The following is a 23,168-nucleotide window of genomic DNA, read 5'->3' on the forward strand; positions in this document are numbered from 1 at the left end:
GCTCTGGCCCAGGGGGGCCGATATTATGGCTTGGTACCGACAAACAGGGTCACAATTCCAAAGGTCATTTGTTTGAACCGGACGTTCTCAAATCCAGCCTGCTGCATGAGTTTCGAAAAGTCAACAGGCGAGGGAAAGTTTAGCACAGAGTCGGGTAAATACGTGTAGGCCTTAAGGTCTTTTGAAAAAAAGGAACCGATTATCGGCAGAATCTTTTGAAAATAGAGAAGATATAAAGAACGGAAAATCCCTTTTTCCGGTGTGGTCAATTCAAGGACAGCCAGACGACCTCCCCCCTTTAAAACCGTCAGGAATGCAGTAAGGGCCCGTTGCCGATTCATGATATTCCGGATGCCGAAAGCAATAAAGACAGCATCAAATAAGTGCTGTTGGAACGGCAGATGCAATGCATCTGCCGTTAAAAGGGCAATATTTTTCCGGCGCTTGTGTAGGAGTTTATGTTTTCCAAGTTTCAGCATACCAAAAGAGAAATCAAGCCCAAAAATATGGGCCTGTTCGTTTAACTGAGAACTGATTTCCAACGCCACATCACAGGTTCCACAGGCCACATCCAGAACCCGGCTGCCGTTTTGAAGGGTCGCGGCCTTTACCATCTGGGTTCGCCAGACCGTATCCTGCCGCAGGCTCAAAAGGCGGTTCAAAAAATCGTATTTCGGTGCAATACGGTCAAACATGTCTTTGACAAAATCAAGTTCGTTATTCATTGTTGACAACCTGGATTTCTGATTTATTTTATCTGCTTGCCAGGGCAGGTAAAAAAAAATATCACAATAAAGAGAAGATTACAACAGAACGGTTGGGACCCATATGACAGAAAAACGTGATTATTATGAAATACTTGGTGTTGCCAAGGATGTTTCAAAGCAGGAATTGAAGAAAGCATACCGTAAGCTTGCCATACAATATCATCCGGATAAGAATCCGGATGATAGTGTGTCCGAAGATAAATTTAAAGAAGCGTCTGAGGCTTATGAAGTTTTAAGTGATGACAGCAAGCGCCAGATTTATGATCAATTCGGACACAGGGGACTTGAGGGTGCCGGTCACTCCGGTCCGAACGGGTTTGAGGATATTTTTTCGAGCTTTGGTGATATTTTTGAAGATTTCTTTGGCTTTGGTTCGGGAGGCGGCCGGGGAAGCAGGGTTCAGAGAGGGTCTGACCTCAGGTACAACATGACCATAGATTTTATGGAGGCGGCCTTTGGTACTGAAAAAACCATTTCCATTCCAAAACTGGAAACCTGTAAGGCGTGCCATGGCTCAGGATGTGAGCAAGGGACAAGCCCGGAGACCTGCTCCCAGTGTCATGGATCAGGACAGTTTATTCAGAGCCAGGGTTTTTTTAAGGTAAAAACCACCTGTCCGTATTGTAAGGGCAAAGGAACCATTATTTCGAATCCCTGTGGAAAATGCCGGGGGGCCGGTAGGGTTGAGATCACCCGGAAGGTTCAGGTGAAGATTCCGGCAGGGGTGGATGTCGGATCAAAACTTCGACTGTCCGGTGAGGGCGAGGCACCGCCTTCGCCTGAAGGAACTTCCGGCGATCTGTATGTGGTGATCAATGTCAAACCCCATAAATTTTTTCAACGGGATAACACCGATATTATTTGTGCCATTGACATTTCATTTATTCAGGCGGCCCTTGGAGATGAGATCAGCATTCCCACCCTGGTGGGGGAAGAAAAATTTAAAATTCCGAAAGGCACCCAGTATGGGGATGTTTTCCGGTTGAAAGGTGAGGGAATTGCCTCATTAAGAACCGGCCAGAGGGGTGACCAGATCATTAAGGTCATTATTAAAACACCGACTAAGCTGAATCAAAAACAAATTGCATTGTTAAAACAATTTGACAAACTTGATTCCAATAAAATATCCAACAAACTGAAAAATCTTTTTAAGAACTTTTAAGGCACTTAAAGAACGGAGTATATGTTTGAACTTAAGGTGAAAACGCGTTTTGCAGGGGCCCATCAATTGACCATGGTGGGACAAAAATGTGAAAGCCTGCATGGACATAACTGGCATGTAGAAGTTTGCGTTACAGGGGAAAAATTGAATTCAGCAGGCGTGCTGGCCGATTTCGGGGATATAAAAAAAGCGGTTCGCCAGGTTGTTGAAGGGGAGCTGGATCATAAATTTTTAAATGAACTTGACATATTTGAGGGCATGCAGCCGACATCCGAACGGATTGCCGTATACATCGCTCAAAGAGTTCAGGTTCTTTTGGATCAGCGCTTAGACAAAACTGTGCGGGTATCAAAAGTCATGGCCTGGGAATCGGACAATGCATGTGCCACGTACTTTACAGAACCTGAGTGAGCGTTGAGAAGCGCAGGGTGAGAAACAACCGTGTATGGTTTGACGTCCCCTGCTGATTACCCGTTACAATCCATTTCAAGAATCCGTTTGGCCGGGATGAGCCCGGTTGCTGCAGCAGATACAATGTTGCCTGCCACGCCAGGTCCGTCACCTGCCACATACATTCCCTGAATAGCTGTCTCAAGATTGTTGTTTGTTTCCACCTGTGTGGCAAAAAATTTGATTTCAGGTGCATACAAAAGGGTCTCATCGTTGGAGACGCCCGGTAAAACATGATTTAAAGAATTAAGGCCTTCAATCAAGTTTGTCAGAATCCGTTCGGGAAGGGCCATGGCAATATCACCACACACCACATTGGTCATGGTCGGTTCTATATATCCTTTCCTGATCCTGTTCCAGGTTGAACGACGTCCCCGCTTTAAATCTCCAAACCGTTGTAAAATAGGCTTTCCACCACCGATAATGGTGGCCAGTTTTCCAATGGATTCCCCATAGGCCTGGTTATCGGTAACCGGCTCAGTGAGAACGACCTTTGACAGAAAGGCAAAATTTGTGTTGTTTGATTTTTTATCTGAATAGGCGTGACCGTTCACACACACAAAATCATTGTAGTTTTCCAGGGAAATAAACCCGCCCTGGTTGGTGCAGAAAGTCCGGGTCTGGTCATCATAAGTGGGGGTTTGAATAAAAAAAGTGGGATCATAAATCACATTGCAAAGATCGTCCATGATGTCATTGTGGACTTCAACCCGGATGCCGACCTCAATCCCTCTCTGGAATAGACTGATGCCGTGTTTTTTTGCAATTGAGGCCATCCAGTTTGCACCGATTCTTCCGGGGGCAAGAATAACATTGGCGGCTGCATATTCTCCCTTGTCTGTTATAACGCCCTGAACGCGGCCGTTTTTTTCAAGGATATCCATTACATTTTCCCGGGTTTTGATGTCCAGTCCTTTGGATTGGATATAGTTCGCCATCCCGGCAATATAGCCTGGCAGGTTATCAGAGCCTAAATGTTTCTGTTTGATCAGCAAAAGGTCAATTCCAAACCGTTTTGCATCTTTTCGGATTTGTTTTGCGTCTTCCATGTTGGTGGGAAACACAGGACCATCCATTTTGAAGCGGGTGAAAATTTGTTCTGTTTCATCAATCAGGTTCTGGGCAGAATTCAACGGCATAAACTGGGTTAAATCCGTTTTTCCGAGCCGAGGGATAAAATTGAGCTTACCATCCGAATAAAGGCCGGCCCCACCGATACCAGACAGAATATTGCAGGGATCACAGTGGCTGCATTTTTGAAGATGATGATTGGGGCACTTTCTTTTTAAAGGACTTTTGCCTTTTTCAATTAACAGGACGGTTAAATTTGAGTGTTCTTTCAAGTGATAGGCGGCAAAAAGTCCGGCAGGCCCACCCCCTACAATAATAACGTCATACACCATATGCCACCTTCATAAAGATTATACCCTTCCTTTAATAAACCGACTTGATATGGATAGCAAGTTTTATTAAAATGTAACCTTCAACCTGTCAAAAATTTTTACAGGTTGTTAAATTAAAGGTCCCTATCAGCGCGGTTTTGTTAGTGCCTTTATAATTTTTTATCTTATAATCCCAGCGGGTTAGACTGTTTTGCTTCGATGGTTACACCTGGCATGCATATTGAATTACATTTGAAACAGTGATCAATAGCCGATACAGCAAAAAAATAATTTGTTGTCAGGTAATATGCGTTAACCATCTTAAAGGGAAGGATAAACATCATGAAAAAAGCGATTGGTATGGCAGGGGTGGTCGTCATCAGTTTGTGGGTGTTGTGGGCCGTTGTGCCGCCAGCTATGGCAACGGCGGCAGGCCAGGGACTGCAATACAGCTGTTCAGCACAGGTCTATGAGGCGTTTGAGGGGGCACGGTTGAAAGCGTTTACAGAGGAAACCGGCATTCCCATTGAATTGTTTGTGTCATCATCAAATTCATGTGTATATCGCGTGATGCAGGACATGACCGATATCGCCAGCAGTACGAGGGCGATATACCAACGCCACAAGGATCATGGATTATTGGAGATTCCTTTTTGCAAGGATCCGCTGGCCATCATAACCCATAACGCCTGTACCGTGGATAATTTAAGTACAGAGCAACTCCGGCAAATATTTTCCGGCGGCATTACCAATTGGCGAGAAGTGGGCGGGGCTGATCTTCCGATGATTCTTGTCGTCCCGGGCAATGACACGGGTGCCTATAAAAATTTTATGCGGCAGGTCATGAAACACAAAGAAATTAAATATGATTATTTAACCTATAAATCTACCCGTGTTCTGGAAGCAATTGAGGGCCTGCCCGTAGGGGCCATCTCTTTCATCTCCCGGGGAGCCCAGATTTCCCATCTGAATATAAAGGCCTTGACCATAGACGGCAAAAAACCAGGAGATGCAAATTATCCTTATTACCAGATATTTTACCTGGTTTCAAAAGGAGAACCCAAGGGATCCATTAAAGCGTTTGCCGACTTTATTACCTCTGAAAAGGGAAAGTCCATAATCCTGGAAAAAGGGATGCTGCCCATCAACTGATTAATGGAAAATATCCAGTCAGTCATCGTCCAAATAGCGATTAAATGTCATCCTCCTTTCATTCATAAAAGGGGGATGACAGATCTGGCTTTTTAAGGTTGACACTTGTCAAGCGCCTTGTATGTTGTTATAAAAGCTGCGTTGAATTAATGGATGAATATGAAAGAAACGCATAGGATTAAACATTGGGGCATAAAACAAACGGTAGATTTATCGTGTTTGAAGGTATTGACGGGTCCGGGAAAAGCACACAGATAAAAAAAATATCAAATCGGCTGGCGGCCTGGGATTATTCCCCTTATTTGACATTTGAACCCACTGACGGACCTGTGGGATCCCTCATCCGGCAGATGCTTTCAGGAAAGGTTACAACCGATCAACGGACCATTGCCTCTCTTTTTGCTGCGGACCGGACAGATCATCTTGTAAACAGAGAAAATGGCCTTCGTCATAAAGTCGATCAGGGTGAAATCGTATTATGTGACAGATACTATTTTTCATCCTATGCCTATCATGCCCAGTACATTGATATGGAATGGGTAATTCATTTAAATTCCCTCAACGCTGAGATCTTGAGGCCGGATGTGACCCTTTTTATTGATGTTGATCCGGATACCTGTTTTGAAAGAATCAAAAACAGCCGCAATCATTTTGAAATGTATGAAAAAAGAGAGATCTTAAAAAAGGTCCGAACCAACTATTTTAAAGCCTTTGATGCATTGAGCAGTCTGGAAAAAATTGTTATCATTGATGGAAATAACACTATGGAACGAGTTGAACAGGCGATTTTTCATGAGGTCAAAAAGGCCCTGGAGATTGGGTGAAATATAATTAGCTAAAGGCAATATCAGATATGGTAATGATCACCAGGAAAAAAGTATGTGTTATAGATGGCCAGGGGGGGGGCATCGGGTCTGCTGTGATTAAAAAACTTAGAGAGCGATTCGAAGAACGCATAGAAGTCATTGCCCTGGGAACCAATGCCATTGCCACAGCCCAGATGCTGAAAGCACGGGCAAACAAGGGGGCTTCCGGCAGTAATGCCATTGTTCAAACCGTAAAAAAAGCAGATATCATTATCGGGCCTGTGGGGATTATCATGCCCCAGGCAATGATGGGGGAGGTGACGCCTTTGATGGCAGAAGCCATATGCACGGCCGATGCAAAAAAATTCCTTCTGCCCTTGACCCAGGAAAACCTGGAAATTGTTGGTGTAAGCGGTCTGCCCCTGCCCCAACTGGTGGATGAACTATTGGATAAACATTTATATTTTTTGTAATATACGAGGAGTGATGGGGTTATGTGTGAAGCAAATGCATATTTACTTGAAAAGGATGGCGAGCCCGGTGAAACACTGCTGATGGAAGCAGTTGACAAGGTGGAACCGGATGAAGACGGTATCCGTCTGGTGTCTATTTTTGGTGAGCAAAAATTTATTAAAGGCCATGTCCATTCATTATCACTGGTGGACCATAAAATTTATATCAAACCATAATTCAGCTTTCAATCTTCAGCTTTAATGGAAGGGGGCAGGCTTTTTTTGTGGTGCTTTTTATCCCTGTTTCATGACCCGCCAGGTAAACAGTGCCATAAAGAAAGCCTGACCCCGAGCATATGAGAAATGGATATGGAAAAAGACTAACCATTGAAACAGTTTCCAATGGTTAGTCTGTCGATTTGCTATATCTTATGGATTACCACCCTAAGGTCAGGTAATCGTGTATTGAGTCGGCTGCCCCTCTTCCGGCACCCATGGCCAGGATGACGGTGGCGGCTCCGGTTACAATATCTCCCCCTGCCCACACGCCTTTCTTGGATGTTTTCCCGGTTACGGGATCACCCACAATATTTCCCCATCTGTTCAGAACAATATCAGGCGTCGACTTTGTCAGCAGTGGATTGGCATTGGACCCCACAGCGACAACGACCAGATCGCAGTCTAGTTTGAATTCTGAACCATCAATGGGTATGGGCCGTCTTCTTCCCGAGGCATCGGGTTCGCCCAATTCCATTTTAAGGCATTCCATTCCAGTCAGACGACCCTTTTCATTCCCAAAAAATTGAGTGGGATTGGTCAGAAGCACAAATTCAATTTTTTCCTGTTCTGCATGGTGAAGTTCTTCTTCCCTTGCCGGCATCTCTTCCCGGGATCTTCTGTAAACCACTTTTACCGATTCAGCTCCCAGACGCATGGCTGTCCTTGCCGAGTCCATGGCCACATTACCGGCGCCTAAGACAACCACATTTTTACCCCGGGCAATGGGGGTGTCATATTCCGGAAAGAGATAGCCTTTCATCAGGTTGGTACGGGTAAGGTATTCATTGGCTGAATAGATGCCGATGAGGTTTTCACCCGGAAGGTTCATGAATCGAGGCAAACCGGCACCGACGCCAATATATGCCGCATCATATCCTTCTTCAAACAATTCATCAATGGTGACAGAGGCGCCGACCACGACATTACATTCAATGTCAGCCCCCATCTTTTTAAGGGCAGCCACTTCTGAAGCGACAATTTCTTTGGGAAGCCTGAATTCAGGAATACCATAGACCAATACCCCCCCGGGTTTATGAAAGGCTTCAAAGATAGTGACGTCATGCCCTTTGAGTAAAAGGTCACCGGCAACCGTCAGGCCTGAAGGGCCTGAACCAATGATCGCTACTTTTTTTCCTGTTTTCTCCTCAACAACAGGGGCTTCACCGGAACCATTTTTTCGTTCATGGTCGGCGGCAAACCTTTCAAGATATCCAATGGCAACAGGGGAGCCTTTTTTGCCTAAAATACATTTTCCTTCACACTGTTCTTCCTGGGGGCAGACCCGTCCACAAACAGCTGGCAGTGCATTGGTTTCCCATAACTTTTTTGCTGCTCCTGAAAAATCATTTTCAGCAATGAGTTTAATGAATTGGGGTATTTTAACTGAAACCGGGCATCCTTCAACGCAAGCCGGATGTTTACACTGAAGACATCTTGAGGCCTCAGTCATGGCCATTTCCGGGGTGAGTCCCAGGGGGACCTCTTCAAAATTTCTTCTTCTTACATCCGGGTCCTGTTCGGGCATTTTGGCCCGGGGCACCTTTACTTTTTTATCTGCCATTTATTCCTCCCTATAACCAACAGTGGTCGTATGGTTTATTGTAGTTTGCATTTTTCATAGCCGTCGAGGCTTACCTTCTCCTCGTCAAGGTAAGAAGCCAGGCGTTTGGCCAGTTCATCAAAGTCTACCTTGTGACCATCAAACTCTGGACCGTCCACGCAGGCAAATTTGGTCTCATTGCCGACAGATACGCGGCAGCAACCACACATGCCTGTCCCATCCACCATAATGGGGTTGAGACTGACAAAGGTTTTGACATTTTTTTCCTTGGTGATGAGGCTGCAGAATTTCATCATGGGAATGGGGCCGATGGCAACAACCAGGTCAATGTCTTGTTGTTCAAGGACATCTTTTAAGACGTTGGTCACAAATCCATGGTGTCCGTATGATCCGTCATCTGTGCAGACATGCAGGACCGTGGATGCGGCTTTCATTTTCTCTTCCATAATCAACAGATCATGGGTTCTGGAACCCAATATGGTGGTCACTTCATTACCGGCTTCTTTAAGTGCCCGGGTGATGGGATGAAGAACAGCAATTCCGGTTCCACCGCCGACACAGACAACTTTGCCGAAGTTTTCAATATGGGTGGGCTTCCCCAGAGGACCAATCAGGGCGAAATAGTCATCCCCCACCTTTAACTCTTTAAATCGGGCAGTGGATTTTCCAACCACCATATATATAATCGTAATCGTACCTTTGTCTGGGTTGGTATCTGCCATGGTCAAAGGGATACGCTCTCCTGTTTCATCAGCCTGAAGTATCACAAACTGACCGGGCTTGGCTTTTCGTGAGATTCGGGGCGCTTCGATTTCGTTAAGAATAATGGTTCCCTGAGCCATTTCTTCACGATTTACAATTTTTGCCATTCTTTCCTCCTAATTTCTAAATATACTAATCAACATTCAGCTGAAAAATTTGCTTCAGTATATGGTTTTAAATAAAAAAGTTAATAATACTAAAATCCCATAAAATCAAGTGGCAAGACAATTAAACTCAGGGGAATGACCTTTTTACGGCCAATGAATGGTTGAAATAAACGGATGAAATTTGAATCTGGTGTATTGGTAATCTAATGAAATAATAAGATTTTTCAGAAATATACAGACCGCTATCATTTTTTAATTGACTTAATCATATAGAAATAGTAGGGATTAATCCTATCAATTTGGTTGGGTATGTTGGAGTTAGGTTTTAAAAATCAATCGGGGGATTGAACCATGTCAAAAGTTAAATCATTTCAGTTGATGATTTTTGTGATGATTGTCTTATCCGTTATGCTGCCCTTCCTAGGGCAAACCAGTACTGAAAAAAGCGATAATGATCAAAGTCCGGATCGAATCACAATTGAGCTTGGGGCTGAATTAAGCAAAAATGAAATGCCGGGTGTTGGCTTTCTGCATGACCGTCACACCCAGGCACTGGAGGACAAATGCACTGCCTGTCACAGTGAAAAAGATACGGTTGTTATCTTTAAATTCAAACGGACCAGTGAACCAGCATCCATGGAGTTGTATCATGACCAGTGTATTGCCTGTCATATAGAAAAAAAAGCCGCCAATGAAATGGCCGGTCCGGTTACGGATGAATGCCGATCTTGTCATGTTGCCGGAGAACCTAAGGAATCTTCCTGGGAAAAAATCAATTTTGACAAATCACTGCATTTTATCCATGCGAGCGCGGAACCGATTAAGGCCATGGACCCATCCGATCAAGATAATTGCAGCCGCTGCCATCATCAGTATAATGAAAAAACCAAAGAGACCTTTTACGTCAAAGGCGAGGAATCCTCTTGTTTTTACTGTCATAAATCCGTGAAACAGGACGACATAAGGTCCATTCGGGAAGCATCCCATGACGCGTGTGTGACATGCCATCAGACCTTTAAAACGAAAAATATTGCTGCGGGACCTGTCAGCTGTGAGGGCTGCCACGACAAAGAAAAACAGCAACAGATAAAAAAGGTGACCGATATCCCCCGGCTCAAACGAAATCAGCCGGATGTGGTTGCCATTACCGGATGGAAGACCGGCAGCAAGATCCAGAACACTTATATGAATGCGGTTGCCTTTGATCATAAATCCCATGAAACAACTGCCCAGAGCTGTAAGGTATGTCATCATGAGACATTGAAAAGCTGTAATACGTGTCACGGGGCAGAAGGGGGAGACGTCCAGGGCGGATTTATCAGTCTTGGTCAGGCCATGCACAACCAGGACAGCACGAGGAGCTGTATGGGCTGTCACAAAGATATTAAAAAGAGTGCTGATTGTGCCGGTTGTCATACGTTGATGCCCACCGCCGCAAACAATTCAGAATCCTGTAAAACCTGCCACAGCGTTCAGCCATCACAACTGGCATCAGGGGAACCCGCCCAGGTTGTAAAAAAGGCATTAACAGACCTTTTATCTCAATACACGCCTGTTCAGGAAAAGAAAATTCCTGAAACCGTCGTCATTGATGGGTTGGCAAATGAGTATAAACCCAGTCAGTTCCCCCATGGAAAAGTGTTTCAGGCCATTGCCCAGCGGGTTGAGAAAAGTGATATGGCAAAGGCCTTTCACACGGACCAAGCCGGACTGTGCATGGGCTGTCATCACAATAGTCCCAAGACACTTGAGCCTCCCAAGTGCGCCTCCTGCCACAGTAAAACCGGCCCGGCCCCGGATGGCAGACCGGGATTAAAGGGCGCATATCATGGCCAGTGCATTACCTGTCACCAGAAAATGGATGTTAAATCGGTGGCAGCCACAGACTGCGCAAAATGTCATGAAGAAAAGAAATGAAAATTTCAAAGGATATAAATAAAAGGGTATAATTATGGCTATTTCTCGTAGAAAGTTTTTGGGCTCCCTTGGGGCGGCCATCGGCGCCACGACCTCTGGTGTTCTGACAAAAGCTTATGGTGCCGCAAACAAAGAGTTTAAGGGATATCCGGGAAGTTCTGGCGTTCTGCATGACATCACCTTGTGTATCGGGTGCAGAAAATGCGAACAGGCCTGTAACAAGGTAAATGATTTGCCGCAACCTGAAAAACCGTTTGACGATCTAACGGTTCTCCAACAAAAAAGGCGCACCCAGGCGGATGAATATACGGTTGTCAATCAGTTTGGACCCCAGGGAAGCGTTTTTGTAAAAAAACAGTGCAATCATTGCCTTGAACCGGCATGTGCCTCGGCCTGTTTTGTTAAAGCGTTCAAGAAAACACCTGCCGGACCGGTTGTATATGATGCTGATTTGTGTGTGGGATGCCGGTACTGCATGGTGGCATGTTCCTTTGAGGTGCCTGCCTATGAGTATGATAAAGTTCTCACTCCCCGGGTGACCAAATGTACCATGTGTGCCCCCCGTTTAGCAGAAGGAAAGCTTCCGGGGTGTGTGGAAGCCTGTCCCAGGGAAGCTTTGATTTTTGGAGAAAGGGACATGCTTTTAAAAATTGCGAAATCCAGGATACAGAAGCACCCTGACCACTATGTGGATCATGTGTACGGTGAACATGAAATGGGGGGGACCAGCTGGCTTTATCTGTCCGGACAGCCATTTGAAAGCATCGGCATGAGAGAAGATCTGGGAACCGCATCTGCACCGGAACTCACCTCTGGTGCGCTTTCAACGGTTCCCATCATTGTCGGGCTCTGGCCGGTTTTACTCACCGGCGTATATGCCATTTCCAAGAGAAAAGATAAGATTGCCAAAGAAGAACAAGATCAGGCATTGCACACAGCAAGCGTTCAGGCAACTGAAGAGATGAATCAGAAGATAGAGGCGCTTCGGGAGAAAATGGTCAAAGAAAAAACAGCGGCCATTAATTTTGAAGTCAAAAAAGCGCTTGAAGAAGCCGCCAAAGAAAAAGAGGCTGAAAAGCAGATTGAAATTCACGAAGAAAAGGATTCAACATCCACTGGCGAGCTTGAAGATTCTCAAGAAAATGGCAAACAGGAGGAATAAATGGATTCAGATAACAGGATTCCTGAAAATAAAAAATTAACGACATTTAATGTGGTAACAGGCATCATCCTTGCCGGAGGCGTTGTTTTAACCATTCTCAGGTTCACCATGGGCCTGGGTACGGTCACCAACCTTGATAACAATAATCCCTGGGGGATATGGATCGGGTTTGACCTGCTGTGTGGTGTTGCCCTGGCAGCCGGCGGTTATGTCACATCAGCGACCTGCTATATTTTTGGCCTGAAACGATTTCATTCCGCTGTTCGACCGGCTATTCTTACGGCTTTTTTAGGGTATGCACTGGTGGTTCTGGCCCTTCACTATGATGTGGGCCGCCCCTGGAGACTACCGTATCCGGTATTTTATTCTCCGGGAACATCGTCCCTCTTGTATGAGGTGGGACTTTGTGTGTTTCTCTATCTGACGGTATTGTTCATTGAATACAGTCCGGCTGCCATGGAATGGCTGGGGTTTAAAAAGTTACGCAACGTGGTGGTCAAGCTAACCTTGCTGTTGACGATTTTCGGTGTGGTCCTGTCAACGCTCCATCAGTCGTCTCTGGGGGCGCTGTTCCTGATTGTACCATCAAAACTTCATCCCCTGTGGTATTCATCCTATCTGCCGGTATACTTTTTCATTTCCAGTATGTTTGCCGGCATGTCCATGGTTATTTTTGAAGGCAGTCTGGCCCATCGACACCTTAAAGATAAAATGGATGAAACCCATTTAAGGGAAAATACCGGGGTTGTCCTGGGGTTTGGTAAGGCCGCATCATTTATAATGATGGGGTATGTCGGTATTAAAATAATCGGCCTCTCCATAGACAACAACTGGCATTATCTCACCACTGGCTGGGGGCTCTGGTATCTTTTAGAACTCATTGGGTTTGTCCTTTTTCCTGGGATTCTGTACGCGGTGGGTTCAAGGGAAAAGAACCTTACCCTGATCCGGGTGGCATCCCTGTGGACGGTTCTGGGAATCGTACTGAACCGGCTCAATATTTCCGTTGTTGCCTTTAACTGGCACCTGCCTTCGGCCCAGCGATATTGTCCCAGTTTTATGGAGATTGCCACATCCGTTTTTATTGTCACCTTGGGAATTGTGATTTACCGGTTTATTGCAACCCGGATGCCCATTCTGCATGAGCACCCGGATTACAGGGCCCATTAGACGTTTAAAGGAGGATATCTTGGAAAACACTATTTTTACACTTCAGGATTTTATGACGTGTACCAAAGGCCTGACATATATCATCATGGGGGGCATCCTGGTTTTTATGCCGCTTTTCTGGAAATTTTTAACGGACAGAGAAGATGATTAAAATCTATATATTATATGGAGGATTAAACAATGCATGATCTGTTAACAGGCGTATTCTTCTGGATTGCTCTGGGGGTCTGTTTGATTGGAATGCTTGCACGATTTATCATGTATTTCAGAGGCCTGAGCTGGCAGTTGGACCGAGTGGCGTATACCTCACATCCCGCGGCAGGGGTTAAAGGGGCTGTCCGGTCCATTTACAAATGGTTGATCCCTTTTGGAACCTATGGCTGGCGAACCCAGCCGTTTATTGCGGTGGCCTTCTTTGGATTCCATATCGGTGCGGTACTGCTGCCATTTTTTCTGCTGGGACACACCCTGTTCCTCAAGGAAAAACTGGGGATTTCGTTTATTTCCTTAAACGCAACCGTTGCCGACGGTTTAGCCTGGGCTGCAGTGATCAGTGCATTTTTTCTTGTATTAAGACGTCTGGTCCTGCCTGAAGTCAGGATAATGACCACGCTGCAGGATTATTTTATTTTACTGATATCCATTGCTCCCTTTGCTACAGGTCTTCTGGCCCGATATGAAATTGGAAATTATTCATTCTGGCTGAACATGCATATTTTTTGCGGGGAGCTCCTTTTGATTGCCATACCCTTTACCAAGCTGTCCCATGTGTTCTTGTTTTTTGCATCCCGTGCCCAGCTTGGAATGGATTTTGGAATTAAAAGGGGGGGAATGAAAGGGACAAAAATGGCTTGGTAAGACACCCCATTTGCCTAAGCGATAAGGAGATATAGATCCATGCCGGAAGGAAAATTTTGCAATAAGAAACCTGTTGATACCGCAGAAGGTATTACGCAGCTGCTGTCTGATACCAGTGGGAATACCTATTACAAGGAAATGAAGGAACTTACGGTTGATAGTGACCTTTTATGGAAAACGATACAGAATACCTGTAAATCCCGCATACGAACCTGGCTTGAAATCTGTGCCCATTGCGGAATGTGCGCAGAATCCTGTTTTTTATACCAGGTAAATGGCCGGGATCCAAAGCAGGTGCCCGCCTATAAGATTCAGTCCACTCTGGGCAAAATCATACAAAAAAAGGGAAAAGTGGATAATGCATTCATGCGGCATGCCATGGAGGTTGCCTGGTCACAATGCACCTGTTGCAACCGGTGCGGCATGTATTGTCCCCATGGGATTGATACCGGTATTATGTTCGGATATCTTCGCGGGTTGTTGTACCAGCAGGGGTTTGTGCCCTGGGAGCTGAAAATCGGTGCGGGTATGCACCGGGTTTACAATGCCCAGATGGATGTCACCGATGCAGACTTTGTGGACACCTTTGAATGGATGGTGGAAGAGTATGAAGAGGACTATCCCGGGCTCACCGTACCCGTGGATAAGGAAGGTGCGGATATCATGTACACGGTCAATGCAAGGGAAGTAAAGCACTACCCCGAAGACCTAGCAGAAGCGGCCGTGTTGTTTCATATGGCAGGTGAAAACTGGACAGTTCCTTCTAAAGGATGGGAGGAGACAAGTCTTGCCATGTTTGCAGGAGACTGGGCTGCCTGTAAAATACAGGTGGAGTCCGTGTATGCTGCCATGGAAAGACTAAAGCCCAAACGCATGATCGGAACCGAATGCGGTCATGCCCACAGGGCAACCGTTATTGAGGGCCCCTATTGGGCAGGCCGCAAGGATGGGTTGCCGCCGGTGGAGTCCATTCATTATGTTGAATGGCTGGCTGAAGCCCTTAATACAGGAAAACTTAAAATTGATCCTTCTAAACGGATCAAAGAGCTTGTGACGCTTCAGGATTCCTGCAATTACATCAGGAATCAAGGCCTTAAGCAAGCCACCCGGGATATTATGAAGCATATTGTTGAACCCGGGTATTTTGTGGAAATGTCCCCCAACAAAGAGCACAATTACTGCTGCGGCGGCGGCGGGGGGTTCAATGGGATTGGCTTGTACAGAAAACAGAGAAACATTGCTTTGATTAAAAAACGGGACCAGATCCTTGCAACCGGGGCAAAGTTAGTGTTAGCCCCCTGTCATAATTGCTGGGATGCCATACGGGACCTTGAAGAAGAATATGACATCGGTATCCGGTGGTCCTTTTTAAAACCGGTTATCATTAAAATGTTGGATATTCCGGATCATTTAAAACCAGAAGAATAGGGCCTTTTGATCATTTAATCAAATGAGAGGGGTTTGATATGTTTAAAAAAATTTTATTTGCAACATCTGCCACTGCGGCAAGTGATCATGCCGCAAGAGTGGCCTTTAACATTGCCAGGAGTTACCAGTCTGCCTTGAACATTTTTCATGTTCTGGGGGTTCCCTCAAGGGGGTACAGCCAAGTCGTCGTGGACGTGAAGACCAAAGAACGCGTAGATGTTGATGAAGACTATTTGGCCTGGGTCAATGAAGACATTAAAACGTATTATGCCAAATACCTGGATGAGCGTCTTCATTACACCATAGATGTTGCCGTTGGGCTGCCGGCCAGAGAGATATTAAGGCAGGCAAAAAAGCTGACACCGGATTTGATCGTCATTGGTGGCAGCACCGGGGATGAGGATGAGACGGTTTATAAAAAAAGTTCAGCAGGCACCACCCTTCAGAAGGTTGCCAAAGCGTCCCATTGTCCTGTCCTGGTGGTGAACAGACCGGCGGCCTCGTTTTGGGGGGGGCTGTCAAATATTGTCTTTGGTACGGATTTCTCAAAAACGTCAGAAAAAGCGTTTGATTTTGCAATGAAGGTGGCCAAAGCCCTTGATTGTGAGATGCATGTGTTTCATGCCCTGGATATTTCCCCTCTCCACGGTGGTAGAATGCTGAGTCAGGATGAAATTGAGCAGCAGATAAGAGAAGCCACACGCAAGATTCGGGCATTGTATGGGGCCCGGTTAAAAGAGTTGAGCCATTACTCCATGGATGTCTGGGAAGGCATTCCCTATGTGGAGATTGTAAAATATGCCAGGGACAAACATGCAGACCTGCTCATTATGGCGCATCATTCACGAAAATTGCCGTCTCAGGATATACGCATGGGCGGAAATGTCGAACAGGTTATTGTCAGAGCGGGTTGTCCTGTCATAAGCATAAACAAATAAGTATCAGGGGGTATGATGAAAAAGAAAATTCTGGTGATTGATGACGATTTGAATGTTAGAGATTATCTGGTTTCCCTGTTTAAAGATAATGGGTATGACGTTAGTATCGCCGGGGATGTAAAAGAAGGATTGACCGTGGCAAAGAAAAATATACCGGATCTGATTACATTGGACATTGAAATGCCGGGAGAATGGGGTCCCAGATTTTACCGACAGCTGGCACAAGACCCTGAGCTGAAAAATATTCCCGTTATTGTTATCAGCGGTCTTTCAGGTCACCAATATGCTGTTGTCAAAGCCGTGGCATCCCTTTCAAAACCGTTTGACCGCGAGGAACTATTGAAAATTGTAAATGATACACTCAATTAATGTGACTATTTTTAACGGATTATGACAAAGCAGATATTAATTATTGATAGTGATAATGAACATGCCGGGGCGTTGAAAACCTATATCGAGCACCAATTGTATGATGTCACCATTGCCACCACTTTTGAAGAGGTGAGAATTCAGGTGGATAATAATACCTGGGATATTATCCTTGCCAATCCTTTTATCAGTGATGATATCGCATCATATCTTCTGGCGTTGAAAAATGGGTGCCCCCTTGTTCAAATCCTTATCCTTGCACCAAAGGATAAACTTGATACGGCCATGGATTTTTTTGAATCCAACGTCATCCATTATCTTGAGATACCCATCAATAGCAAAGCCCTTGACCTGGCACTGGTTGCCGCCCGGGAGAATATTTCACTGAATATGAAGATGGCCAGCTACACGAAAAGTATTGCCGATCTTCATCATGCCCAGGATTTTTTAAACCAGCTGTTTGAAGCCGTTCCCTGCTATATTTCAGTTCAGGATAAAAATCTAAGGGTCACTGCCGCCAATAAAAAACTCAAGCAGCATTTCGGCAGTCAGATCGGTGGATTTTGTTATGAAATATATAAGCATAGAACCTCACCCTGCACTGAATGTCCGGTTGTGGAAACCTTCCGGGATGGTAAATCCCATAGTACAGAAGAAGTGGTTACCTCAAAATTTGGCAAACAGTATAACGTCTTGACCCAGACGGCGCCCCTGAGAAATGAAAAAGGTGAGATTACCCAGGTGATTGAAATGTCGACCAATATCACCCAGATCCGGCAGCTGCAGAATCACCTCATTTCCCTGGGATTAATGCTGGGGTCCATGTCCCATGGGGTGAAGGGCATGCTGACGGCTCTGGATGGCGGCATTTACCAGCTTGAAACCGGTCTCAGCCATAAGGATGATGAACGGGTTTCCAAGGCATTTGGTCAGATTACACAAATGGCGGATAAAATAAAGAAAATGGTGCTGGAGATTTTATATTATGCCAAAGCAAGGGAACTTCAATATGATGAGATGGATGTTGCGGTCCTTATCCAAAATGCTGCTGACACTGTGAGGCCGATGGCTGAAAAGTATGCTGTCACGTTTGATGTTTCTATTTCTGAAAACCTGGGGAAAATTGAAGTTGATTCCAAATGGATGGAGGCAGCCCTTGTTAATTTTCTTGAAAATGCTGTTGATGCATGTGTGTTTGACAGGGATAAAACAGATCATTGTGTACAATTCGCGGTTGGCAAGAGATCTGAAGAGTCCATTTTTTTGACGATTTCAGACAATGGTGTCGGGATGGACACGGAAACAAAGAACAAGATGTTTACCTTATTTTTTACGTCCAAGGGATCCCAGGGCACGGGGCTCGGGCTGTTTATCGCGCATCGGGTAATTCGATATCATGGTGGAACGGTTGAGGTTGAATCTGAACAGGGAAAGGGTAGTAAATTCAGTATCTGCCTGCCTTTTCGAAAGCCGGACAGTGCAAAAAATGTTGAATTTCCCAGAACGATTCGCTAGCATTGCCCTTTTTTAAATCTATCCCGCTGACAATGATTATTGAAATATAGCAAAAATTAAATCATATGATGGAAAATCATAAAAAAGGCGGTCCAATTGAATGTGAAAATGGATTGGGAAAAGTTATGCGACTGACAACGAAAAGCAGGTATGGAACGCGACTCATTCTTGATATTGCCATTTATGGCAAGGAGAAGCCCGTTCCATTGAGCGATGTTTCCAGCCGCCAGAACATTTCAGTAAAATATCTAGAGCAGTTGACCAGTAAACTCAAGAAAGCAGGGATTATAACAAGCCATCGCGGTCCCTTTGGCGGACACAGGCTGGCTAAACCCCCGGAAGATATATCCATTGGCAGCATTGTCAGAATTCTTGAAGAATCCACCGCCATTACCGATTGTGCAGAGCAGGGAAAAAAGGTTTGCGGAATCTGTAACAGAGCCGGAGAATGTTTGTCCCGGTGGATTTGGGTGGAGGCCAGTCGCGCGATGTTTGATCGGCTGGATCAAATCACCATTTCAAGTCTTCTGGAGATCAAGAATAAAGAGCTCAAAAAAGAATAAACGTTTCATTTTTTCAATTCTTCACGGCAGTGTTTCCGTTTCCAAATATTTTCCTTTCTAACGTGTCGTGTTTTATCTTAACCCATGGTCCAGTTTTAGGGACCACTATATCGTTTGATATATCAGTAGGGAGAGACCCGTATTTTATATAACAGGGACTCACCAGCAGCCTCCGGGCTTTCTGGGAATTCTTTTATGCGGCACCGTGAAGAAGAATTTTTAAGGATTAAGGAAGAATTGGCGGTAAAAATCCTGGTTCCGGATTCGATTTTCCTGGTGATTGATATCTCGGGTAAGGGATTCTTTCTATCTGAGAACTCCAGTATTCTTTTTTTATCATCCAAAAGTTTTTTATTCAGGTCTTGAAAATGGATGATTTTATCTTTTTTCTGTGAAATAACCAGAGCAATTTCGTCCTGACGATCAAAAGTTTTATCAATGGATTTTTTTGCATTTGTTATAGTGTTCAGTATTTTCTGAAAGATTTCCAATGTCTTCTGACACGCTGTGATGTTTCCTGACGCTTTCATATCTGCTTGTTTTTTTTTGAGATTTTTTAATTCCAGTTGAGATCGTTCTTGGATATAAGATTGTTTGGATATGTCGGTATGTAGTCGTTGGTTCTCTTTTTCAAGGTCTGAAAATTCAGAAACAAGTTCATTGATTCCATTGTTATGAATTGTCATTTTTGAATTAACGTCAGCCATCAGTCGGTTGACATGTTCATCCACTCCAACCGTAAGTTTTGAAGGTGTTGCGGATTGGGTTCCGATCCTGCCGGCCTGAATGCCCATTTTAGCGGATATTTCAGAATTGATAATGGCACCGTTTTTATTAATGCAGGCACCGCTAATGTAAATTTTTGAATCAACAATTTCTTTTTGAACAATCAAATCCCCAAAAGCATTGATCTTTGAGTTGTGAACATAATACGCCTGAACAGATCCCTTTACATATATTAATTCTGTATCAACGATTCCCAAAGAAACGTTCAGATCACCGGTGATATCAATTTGCGCACCTTGAATTTCTCTGGCAGACAATGAGGCGCATTTGATTTTAAACCCTTGTTTTACACAGCCGTTAACAATAACATTACCGTCAAAATCGATATTTCCGGTTTCAAAGTCAATATTTTTTTTAAAGTGAAGTTCAGGGCAGACGGATAAGTTTCCCATGACGTCAAGATGGGGCTGACCGACTTTGGTAGAATAAATTTTTAAACCATCTTCAGACAAGCGGGTACCAGGACCGGATGAAAATGTCAGGTCCTCAGGATTCTCCACAAAAAGTTCATTTCCAAAAACATCAACACCGTTCAAGCCAGCTTCAGGAGGAATTTTTTCTGCCAGAAGCACATTTTCCGCCACCTGTGGAATGTCTCCCCTGTCCATGTAATTGATACTGCCATCTGGATCGATTTTCCCGGCATGAAGGAAATCCGTTGAAAAAAAATATTCGAGTTTTGAATTTTTAGGATATTTGGGATCTCTGCCCTGGGCGATACAAAAGGGGTCATCCTCTGGCGTGGCCTTAAAAAGCCATGCTTCAATCATCGGATCTTCCTTTAATCCGGTGATGATTTTATTTTTTTCAAGAAATTGTTTAACCTGAGAAAGCGTAATTTCATGGGCATCAATTGCTTTTAGTTTTATAAATGCCGTGGTTTTATTTTTTGAAAAGGTGAGTTCAAAATGGTCATCCAGTAGAGTTTCTTTAACATTGATAGAGGATTCAACCTGGGAAGGTTCATTTTTGTCAAGAAGGATGTAGGCTAAAGATAATATTTTTTCTGCAACATTCTGGTGTTCAAATGTCGTAAACGTCCGGGTAACATTTTTAGGGTATGAAACGGGTTTTAAGGTCCTCTTCGCTGCAGTTTCAATCATTTGTTTGACCTGATCTTTGATTATTAAAAACTGCGTCCCAAAACTTTCCGGTGAAAAAGGAATATTTCTCCTGATCAGGATATCCTTTAATTCGACCGGTTTAGCCAGACAATCAGCACCGTCGGCAGACCGGATTCGGGATTCCAATATGCGGATCTTTCTATCTTTATGTTCAATTTGAGAAAAATAGATGGCTTCTTTTTTCTTGAAATTGCCCGCAATTTGAAGCAACTGATTGTTTTGACGGTTGGTGATTATTTTTAAGTTTTTCTGACTCAGGGTTTTTTCATACTGGGTGCAGCATTGTTTTACCTGGTTGAGGAGTTCCTCATCTCGAAAGGGATGAATCAAACAGGCATGTACAACGGCCAGATTGACGGCGCTGACCAAGGTTTGAAATGCTTTAGCATCAACAATCAATACTCTTTGGGTAAGCGGTGCTATTTTTTTTGCCGCTTTCAGGATTTCATCCCCCTTCATTTTGGGCATGGCATAGTTCGAAAGAATCAGGGTATAGGGGGAGACTTTAGATGTTTCAAGCGCCTCAAGAGCCTCTATAGAAACGTTAAAGCTGTCCACTATATAACCATTATCGGACAACAGGGCTTTTGTCCTGTTGTACAAGTCCATGGAATGTTCAATCAAAAGTATTTTTTGTTTTTTTTCTTGGATTTCTATTTTTTTACCCCATTTCGTCTTCTATAATGGTTTTTGGCATTTCAAAATCATTAAGGGTGGCAATGTTCTGGAATTGTTTATACAGCTGAAAAATTACGGCCAGATAAAGCGAGTCAAGGTCTCCCTGATCAAGCAGCAGTCTTTCATTGAGAAGTGCTTCCATTTCATGGACACAATTTTTATTCTTTAATACGGTCTCAAGGAGGCTATTTAATTCGGAAATTTGTTTGCCTTTTTTGATGATTGTTTCCTTATGGGCGGCGGCACGCTCTTTAAATTCCATGTTGAGGGTGTACAGTTTTTTAATTTGTTTTTTGGCAAGCGTATACAACCTGTGGTGTTCCATGACCCGTTCATATTGTTCAAGACCTTCTTTTACGGTTTCTGCCAAGCCCTTGTTATCCCATGGTTTTATGATATATCTATGGATGGCACCCTTGTTCACAGCATCTGTAATCGCATCCAACGCTACATAGCCTGTTATAAGGAACCGGATCGTATCCGGTGAGATTTTTTTTGCTTTTTCCAGGAAAATAGAACCAGTCATCTCCGGCATGCGTTGATCGGAAAGAATTAATGAAAAAGGTTTAACAGCCGTTTCCATTATATCAAGAGCCGCTTGACCGGATTTTACATAAACACTTCTGGCTCCCAGGCTTTTCATCATCCGGGTCAGTAATTTTCCAATCGGTTCTTCATCATCAACGATCAGTATCGTATGGTCAAAGTCATCTGGCATTTGGGTGGTCCTGAAAATTTGATGGTGCAATCATATTCTGTTGTCCAGTCTTTTTATACCATTATTTTAATTCCAGAATAAAATTCCTATGACTTGATGTTCAAGTTTTTTAGGAAGAGTTGGAAGGGGTGGCTGTGTCAAATAATGGAACTCCCGGTATCACTTAGTTCAACCCTTCATCATTCTAATAGTTGGCCAGCCAACCCACCAAAGATAATAAATGATTACGGAACAAAAGTCAGTTAAAAAAAGCCAAAGAATGTTTTTTTGTAAGCAGGGAGGCGAAACTTTGCTTAAATATGATCGAAATTGATTGATAATTTTAATCATCAATCAGGATTTTAAAAAGCATATGTTTATAAACGCGCCCCTGCCATTTATTAATTCCTTTATCGATAAAGTCAACAAGGCCATTCAGGAATATAATCCGGATAAATGCTTAACGCGCATTCAAAAAAACTGGATTAAATTTTGTATCATGTCTGTTCTTATGACCAATACTGTGTGCTGGTTCAATTTCGCCAAGACCAGTATGGGGAAATGCTCTTTCGCCGCGCTGTCCTGGATGTTCAGGAAGTCTAAAATTCCATGGGAAATCTTGTTGGTATCCAGCACCAGAGCCGTGCTTAGGCGGCATGGCATAACCGAGGGATGTTTGGGTATAGATGACACAGATAAAAAACGATCGAAATCGGCCCGGAAAATATCAAATGTCCATAAAATAAAGGACAAAACAAGCGGTGGGTATATCATGGGACAAAGCCTTGTTTTTCTTTTGCTGATTACTCCGTAGATAACAATTCCTGTTGGATTTGCTTTTCATATGCCTGACCCCAAATTGACCGCTTGGGGGAAACTTAAAAAATGGATGTCATCATGGCCAGTGACCGCATGCACTGTAGGAAGCCTGGTGAGTAAGATTAAAGTAGAATGTCTTGTGGTGTTTATTCAGGAAATTGCTTGTGATGAAAGGCCACAACAGAAGTTGAAAAAAATTGTCGAGATGCTTGAGAACAATGTCGTTAAGTTGCGACCATCGTCGAAGCATATGGCGGGCAGGCA

Annotated in this window: 24 protein-coding genes; 18 read left to right on the forward strand and 6 right to left on the reverse strand. The window is 44.1% G+C overall.

The window, feature by feature from the left end; translation table 11 throughout:
* Window positions 1-23: 23 nt before the first annotated feature.
* Entirely contained in the window at window positions 24-725 is a 702-nt protein-coding gene (ubiE, locus tag Q1Q15_RS19375; protein ID WP_300463747.1) for a bifunctional demethylmenaquinone methyltransferase/2-methoxy-6-polyprenyl-1,4-benzoquinol methylase UbiE, read from the reverse strand.
* A 103-nt stretch (window positions 726-828) separates the two neighbouring features.
* Here ubiE and dnaJ point away from each other — a divergent pair, with 103 nt between their 5' ends.
* Both dnaJ and queD read left to right on the forward strand, forming a co-directional pair.
* Window positions 829-1,929: a molecular chaperone DnaJ gene (dnaJ, locus tag Q1Q15_RS19380; RefSeq protein ID WP_300463750.1), complete on the forward strand. Its 1,101-nt coding sequence runs from the start codon at window positions 829-831 to the stop codon at window positions 1,927-1,929.
* Between the two features lie 21 nt (window positions 1,930-1,950).
* Window positions 1,951-2,340 carry a 6-carboxytetrahydropterin synthase QueD gene (gene queD, locus Q1Q15_RS19385; RefSeq protein ID WP_300463753.1) on the forward strand — a complete coding sequence of 130 codons (390 nt, stop codon included), beginning with the start codon at window positions 1,951-1,953 and terminating at the stop codon, window positions 2,338-2,340.
* A 56-nt stretch (window positions 2,341-2,396) separates the two neighbouring features.
* Here queD and Q1Q15_RS19390 read toward each other — a convergent pair whose 3' ends face one another.
* Complete coding sequence (locus tag Q1Q15_RS19390) at window positions 2,397-3,782, reverse strand: FAD-dependent oxidoreductase (protein ID WP_300463755.1); 1,386 nt, start codon at window positions 3,780-3,782, stop codon at window positions 2,397-2,399.
* A gap of 321 nt (window positions 3,783-4,103) precedes the next feature.
* On the opposite strand from Q1Q15_RS19390, the gene Q1Q15_RS19395 reads away from it, so the two are divergent.
* The 4 genes from Q1Q15_RS19395 (at window position 4,104) to Q1Q15_RS19410 (ending at window position 6,408) form a co-directional block, all read left to right on the forward strand.
* Complete coding sequence (locus Q1Q15_RS19395) at window positions 4,104-4,913, forward strand: substrate-binding domain-containing protein (protein WP_300463758.1); 810 nt, start codon at window positions 4,104-4,106, stop codon at window positions 4,911-4,913.
* Between the two features lie 185 nt (window positions 4,914-5,098).
* Window positions 5,099-5,737 (forward strand): dTMP kinase, encoded by a 639-nt coding sequence (tmk, locus tag Q1Q15_RS19400; RefSeq protein ID WP_300463761.1) that lies wholly within the window; start codon window positions 5,099-5,101, stop codon window positions 5,735-5,737.
* 29 nt (window positions 5,738-5,766) lie between these two features.
* Complete coding sequence (locus tag Q1Q15_RS19405; RefSeq protein ID WP_300463763.1) at window positions 5,767-6,192, forward strand: DUF3842 family protein; 426 nt, start codon at window positions 5,767-5,769, stop codon at window positions 6,190-6,192.
* Between the two features lie 21 nt (window positions 6,193-6,213).
* Window positions 6,214-6,408, forward strand: a complete 195-nt coding sequence (locus Q1Q15_RS19410; protein WP_300463766.1) for a CooT family nickel-binding protein — start codon at window positions 6,214-6,216, stop codon at window positions 6,406-6,408.
* Between the two features lie 199 nt (window positions 6,409-6,607).
* On the opposite strand, the gene gltA is transcribed toward Q1Q15_RS19410, so the two are convergent.
* On the reverse strand, window positions 6,608-8,011 hold the full coding sequence (gene gltA / locus Q1Q15_RS19415) for an NADPH-dependent glutamate synthase (protein WP_300463769.1): 1,404 nt from the start codon (window positions 8,009-8,011) through the stop codon (window positions 6,608-6,610).
* A 35-nt stretch (window positions 8,012-8,046) separates the two neighbouring features.
* Window positions 8,047-8,880, reverse strand: a complete 834-nt coding sequence (locus Q1Q15_RS19420; RefSeq protein ID WP_300463772.1) for a sulfide/dihydroorotate dehydrogenase-like FAD/NAD-binding protein — start codon at window positions 8,878-8,880, stop codon at window positions 8,047-8,049.
* A 351-nt stretch (window positions 8,881-9,231) separates the two neighbouring features.
* On the opposite strand from Q1Q15_RS19420, the gene hmcA reads away from it, so the two are divergent.
* The 10 genes from hmcA (at window position 9,232) to Q1Q15_RS19470 (ending at window position 18,800) form a co-directional block, all read left to right on the forward strand.
* Window positions 9,232-10,797: a sulfate respiration complex hexadecaheme cytochrome HmcA gene (gene hmcA / locus Q1Q15_RS19425; RefSeq protein ID WP_300463775.1), complete on the forward strand. Its 1,566-nt coding sequence runs from the start codon at window positions 9,232-9,234 to the stop codon at window positions 10,795-10,797.
* Between the two features lie 34 nt (window positions 10,798-10,831).
* Window positions 10,832-11,959 carry a sulfate respiration complex iron-sulfur protein HmcB gene (gene hmcB / locus Q1Q15_RS19430; protein WP_300463778.1) on the forward strand — a complete coding sequence of 376 codons (1,128 nt, stop codon included), beginning with the start codon at window positions 10,832-10,834 and terminating at the stop codon, window positions 11,957-11,959.
* Window positions 11,960-13,129 (forward strand): sulfate respiration complex protein HmcC, encoded by a 1,170-nt coding sequence (gene hmcC, locus Q1Q15_RS19435; RefSeq protein WP_300463781.1) that lies wholly within the window; start codon window positions 11,960-11,962, stop codon window positions 13,127-13,129.
* Window positions 13,130-13,148: 19 nt separating this feature from the next.
* The gene (hmcD, locus tag Q1Q15_RS19440) at window positions 13,149-13,280 is read left to right on the forward strand and encodes a sulfate respiration complex protein HmcD (RefSeq protein WP_300463783.1); all 132 of its coding nucleotides are present in this window, start codon (window positions 13,149-13,151) and stop codon (window positions 13,278-13,280) included.
* Window positions 13,281-13,309: 29 nt separating this feature from the next.
* Window positions 13,310-13,987: a sulfate respiration complex protein HmcE gene (gene hmcE, locus Q1Q15_RS19445; RefSeq protein ID WP_300463786.1), complete on the forward strand. Its 678-nt coding sequence runs from the start codon at window positions 13,310-13,312 to the stop codon at window positions 13,985-13,987.
* 39 nt (window positions 13,988-14,026) lie between these two features.
* Window positions 14,027-15,415 (forward strand): sulfate respiration complex iron-sulfur protein HmcF, encoded by a 1,389-nt coding sequence (gene hmcF / locus Q1Q15_RS19450; RefSeq protein ID WP_300463788.1) that lies wholly within the window; start codon window positions 14,027-14,029, stop codon window positions 15,413-15,415.
* A 38-nt stretch (window positions 15,416-15,453) separates the two neighbouring features.
* Window positions 15,454-16,353 carry a universal stress protein gene (locus Q1Q15_RS19455; protein WP_300463791.1) on the forward strand — a complete coding sequence of 300 codons (900 nt, stop codon included), beginning with the start codon at window positions 15,454-15,456 and terminating at the stop codon, window positions 16,351-16,353.
* Window positions 16,354-16,368: 15 nt separating this feature from the next.
* Window positions 16,369-16,722 (forward strand): DVU0259 family response regulator domain-containing protein, encoded by a 354-nt coding sequence (gene divK / locus Q1Q15_RS19460; RefSeq protein ID WP_300463794.1) that lies wholly within the window; start codon window positions 16,369-16,371, stop codon window positions 16,720-16,722.
* Between the two features lie 21 nt (window positions 16,723-16,743).
* Window positions 16,744-18,237 (forward strand): ATP-binding protein, encoded by a 1,494-nt coding sequence (locus Q1Q15_RS19465; RefSeq protein ID WP_300463796.1) that lies wholly within the window; start codon window positions 16,744-16,746, stop codon window positions 18,235-18,237.
* Window positions 18,238-18,362: 125 nt separating this feature from the next.
* On the forward strand, window positions 18,363-18,800 hold the full coding sequence (locus tag Q1Q15_RS19470) for an Rrf2 family transcriptional regulator (protein WP_300463799.1): 438 nt from the start codon (window positions 18,363-18,365) through the stop codon (window positions 18,798-18,800).
* 122 nt (window positions 18,801-18,922) lie between these two features.
* Here the strand turns inward: Q1Q15_RS19470 and Q1Q15_RS19475 are convergent, their stop codons facing one another.
* Window positions 18,923-21,334, reverse strand: coding sequence for a flagellar assembly protein A (locus tag Q1Q15_RS19475; RefSeq protein ID WP_363321020.1), 2,412 nt, complete (start codon window positions 21,332-21,334; stop codon window positions 18,923-18,925).
* Window positions 21,335-21,371: 37 nt separating this feature from the next.
* Window positions 21,372-22,106 carry a response regulator gene (locus Q1Q15_RS19480; protein WP_300463804.1) on the reverse strand — a complete coding sequence of 245 codons (735 nt, stop codon included), beginning with the start codon at window positions 22,104-22,106 and terminating at the stop codon, window positions 21,372-21,374.
* A 352-nt stretch (window positions 22,107-22,458) separates the two neighbouring features.
* Between Q1Q15_RS19480 and Q1Q15_RS19485 the strand changes: the two genes are divergently transcribed.
* Both Q1Q15_RS19485 and Q1Q15_RS19490 read left to right on the forward strand, forming a co-directional pair.
* Window positions 22,459-22,899 carry a hypothetical protein gene (locus Q1Q15_RS19485; RefSeq protein ID WP_300463807.1) on the forward strand — a complete coding sequence of 147 codons (441 nt, stop codon included), beginning with the start codon at window positions 22,459-22,461 and terminating at the stop codon, window positions 22,897-22,899.
* Between the two features lie 30 nt (window positions 22,900-22,929).
* Window positions 22,930-23,168, forward strand: a 239-nt coding sequence (locus Q1Q15_RS19490; RefSeq protein WP_300463810.1) for a hypothetical protein, incomplete at its 3' end; no start/stop codon positions are given.

The sequence above is a fragment of the Desulfobacula sp. genome (assembly GCF_030145145.1).
Lineage (GTDB): Bacteria > Desulfobacterota > Desulfobacteria > Desulfobacterales > Desulfobacteraceae > Desulfobacula.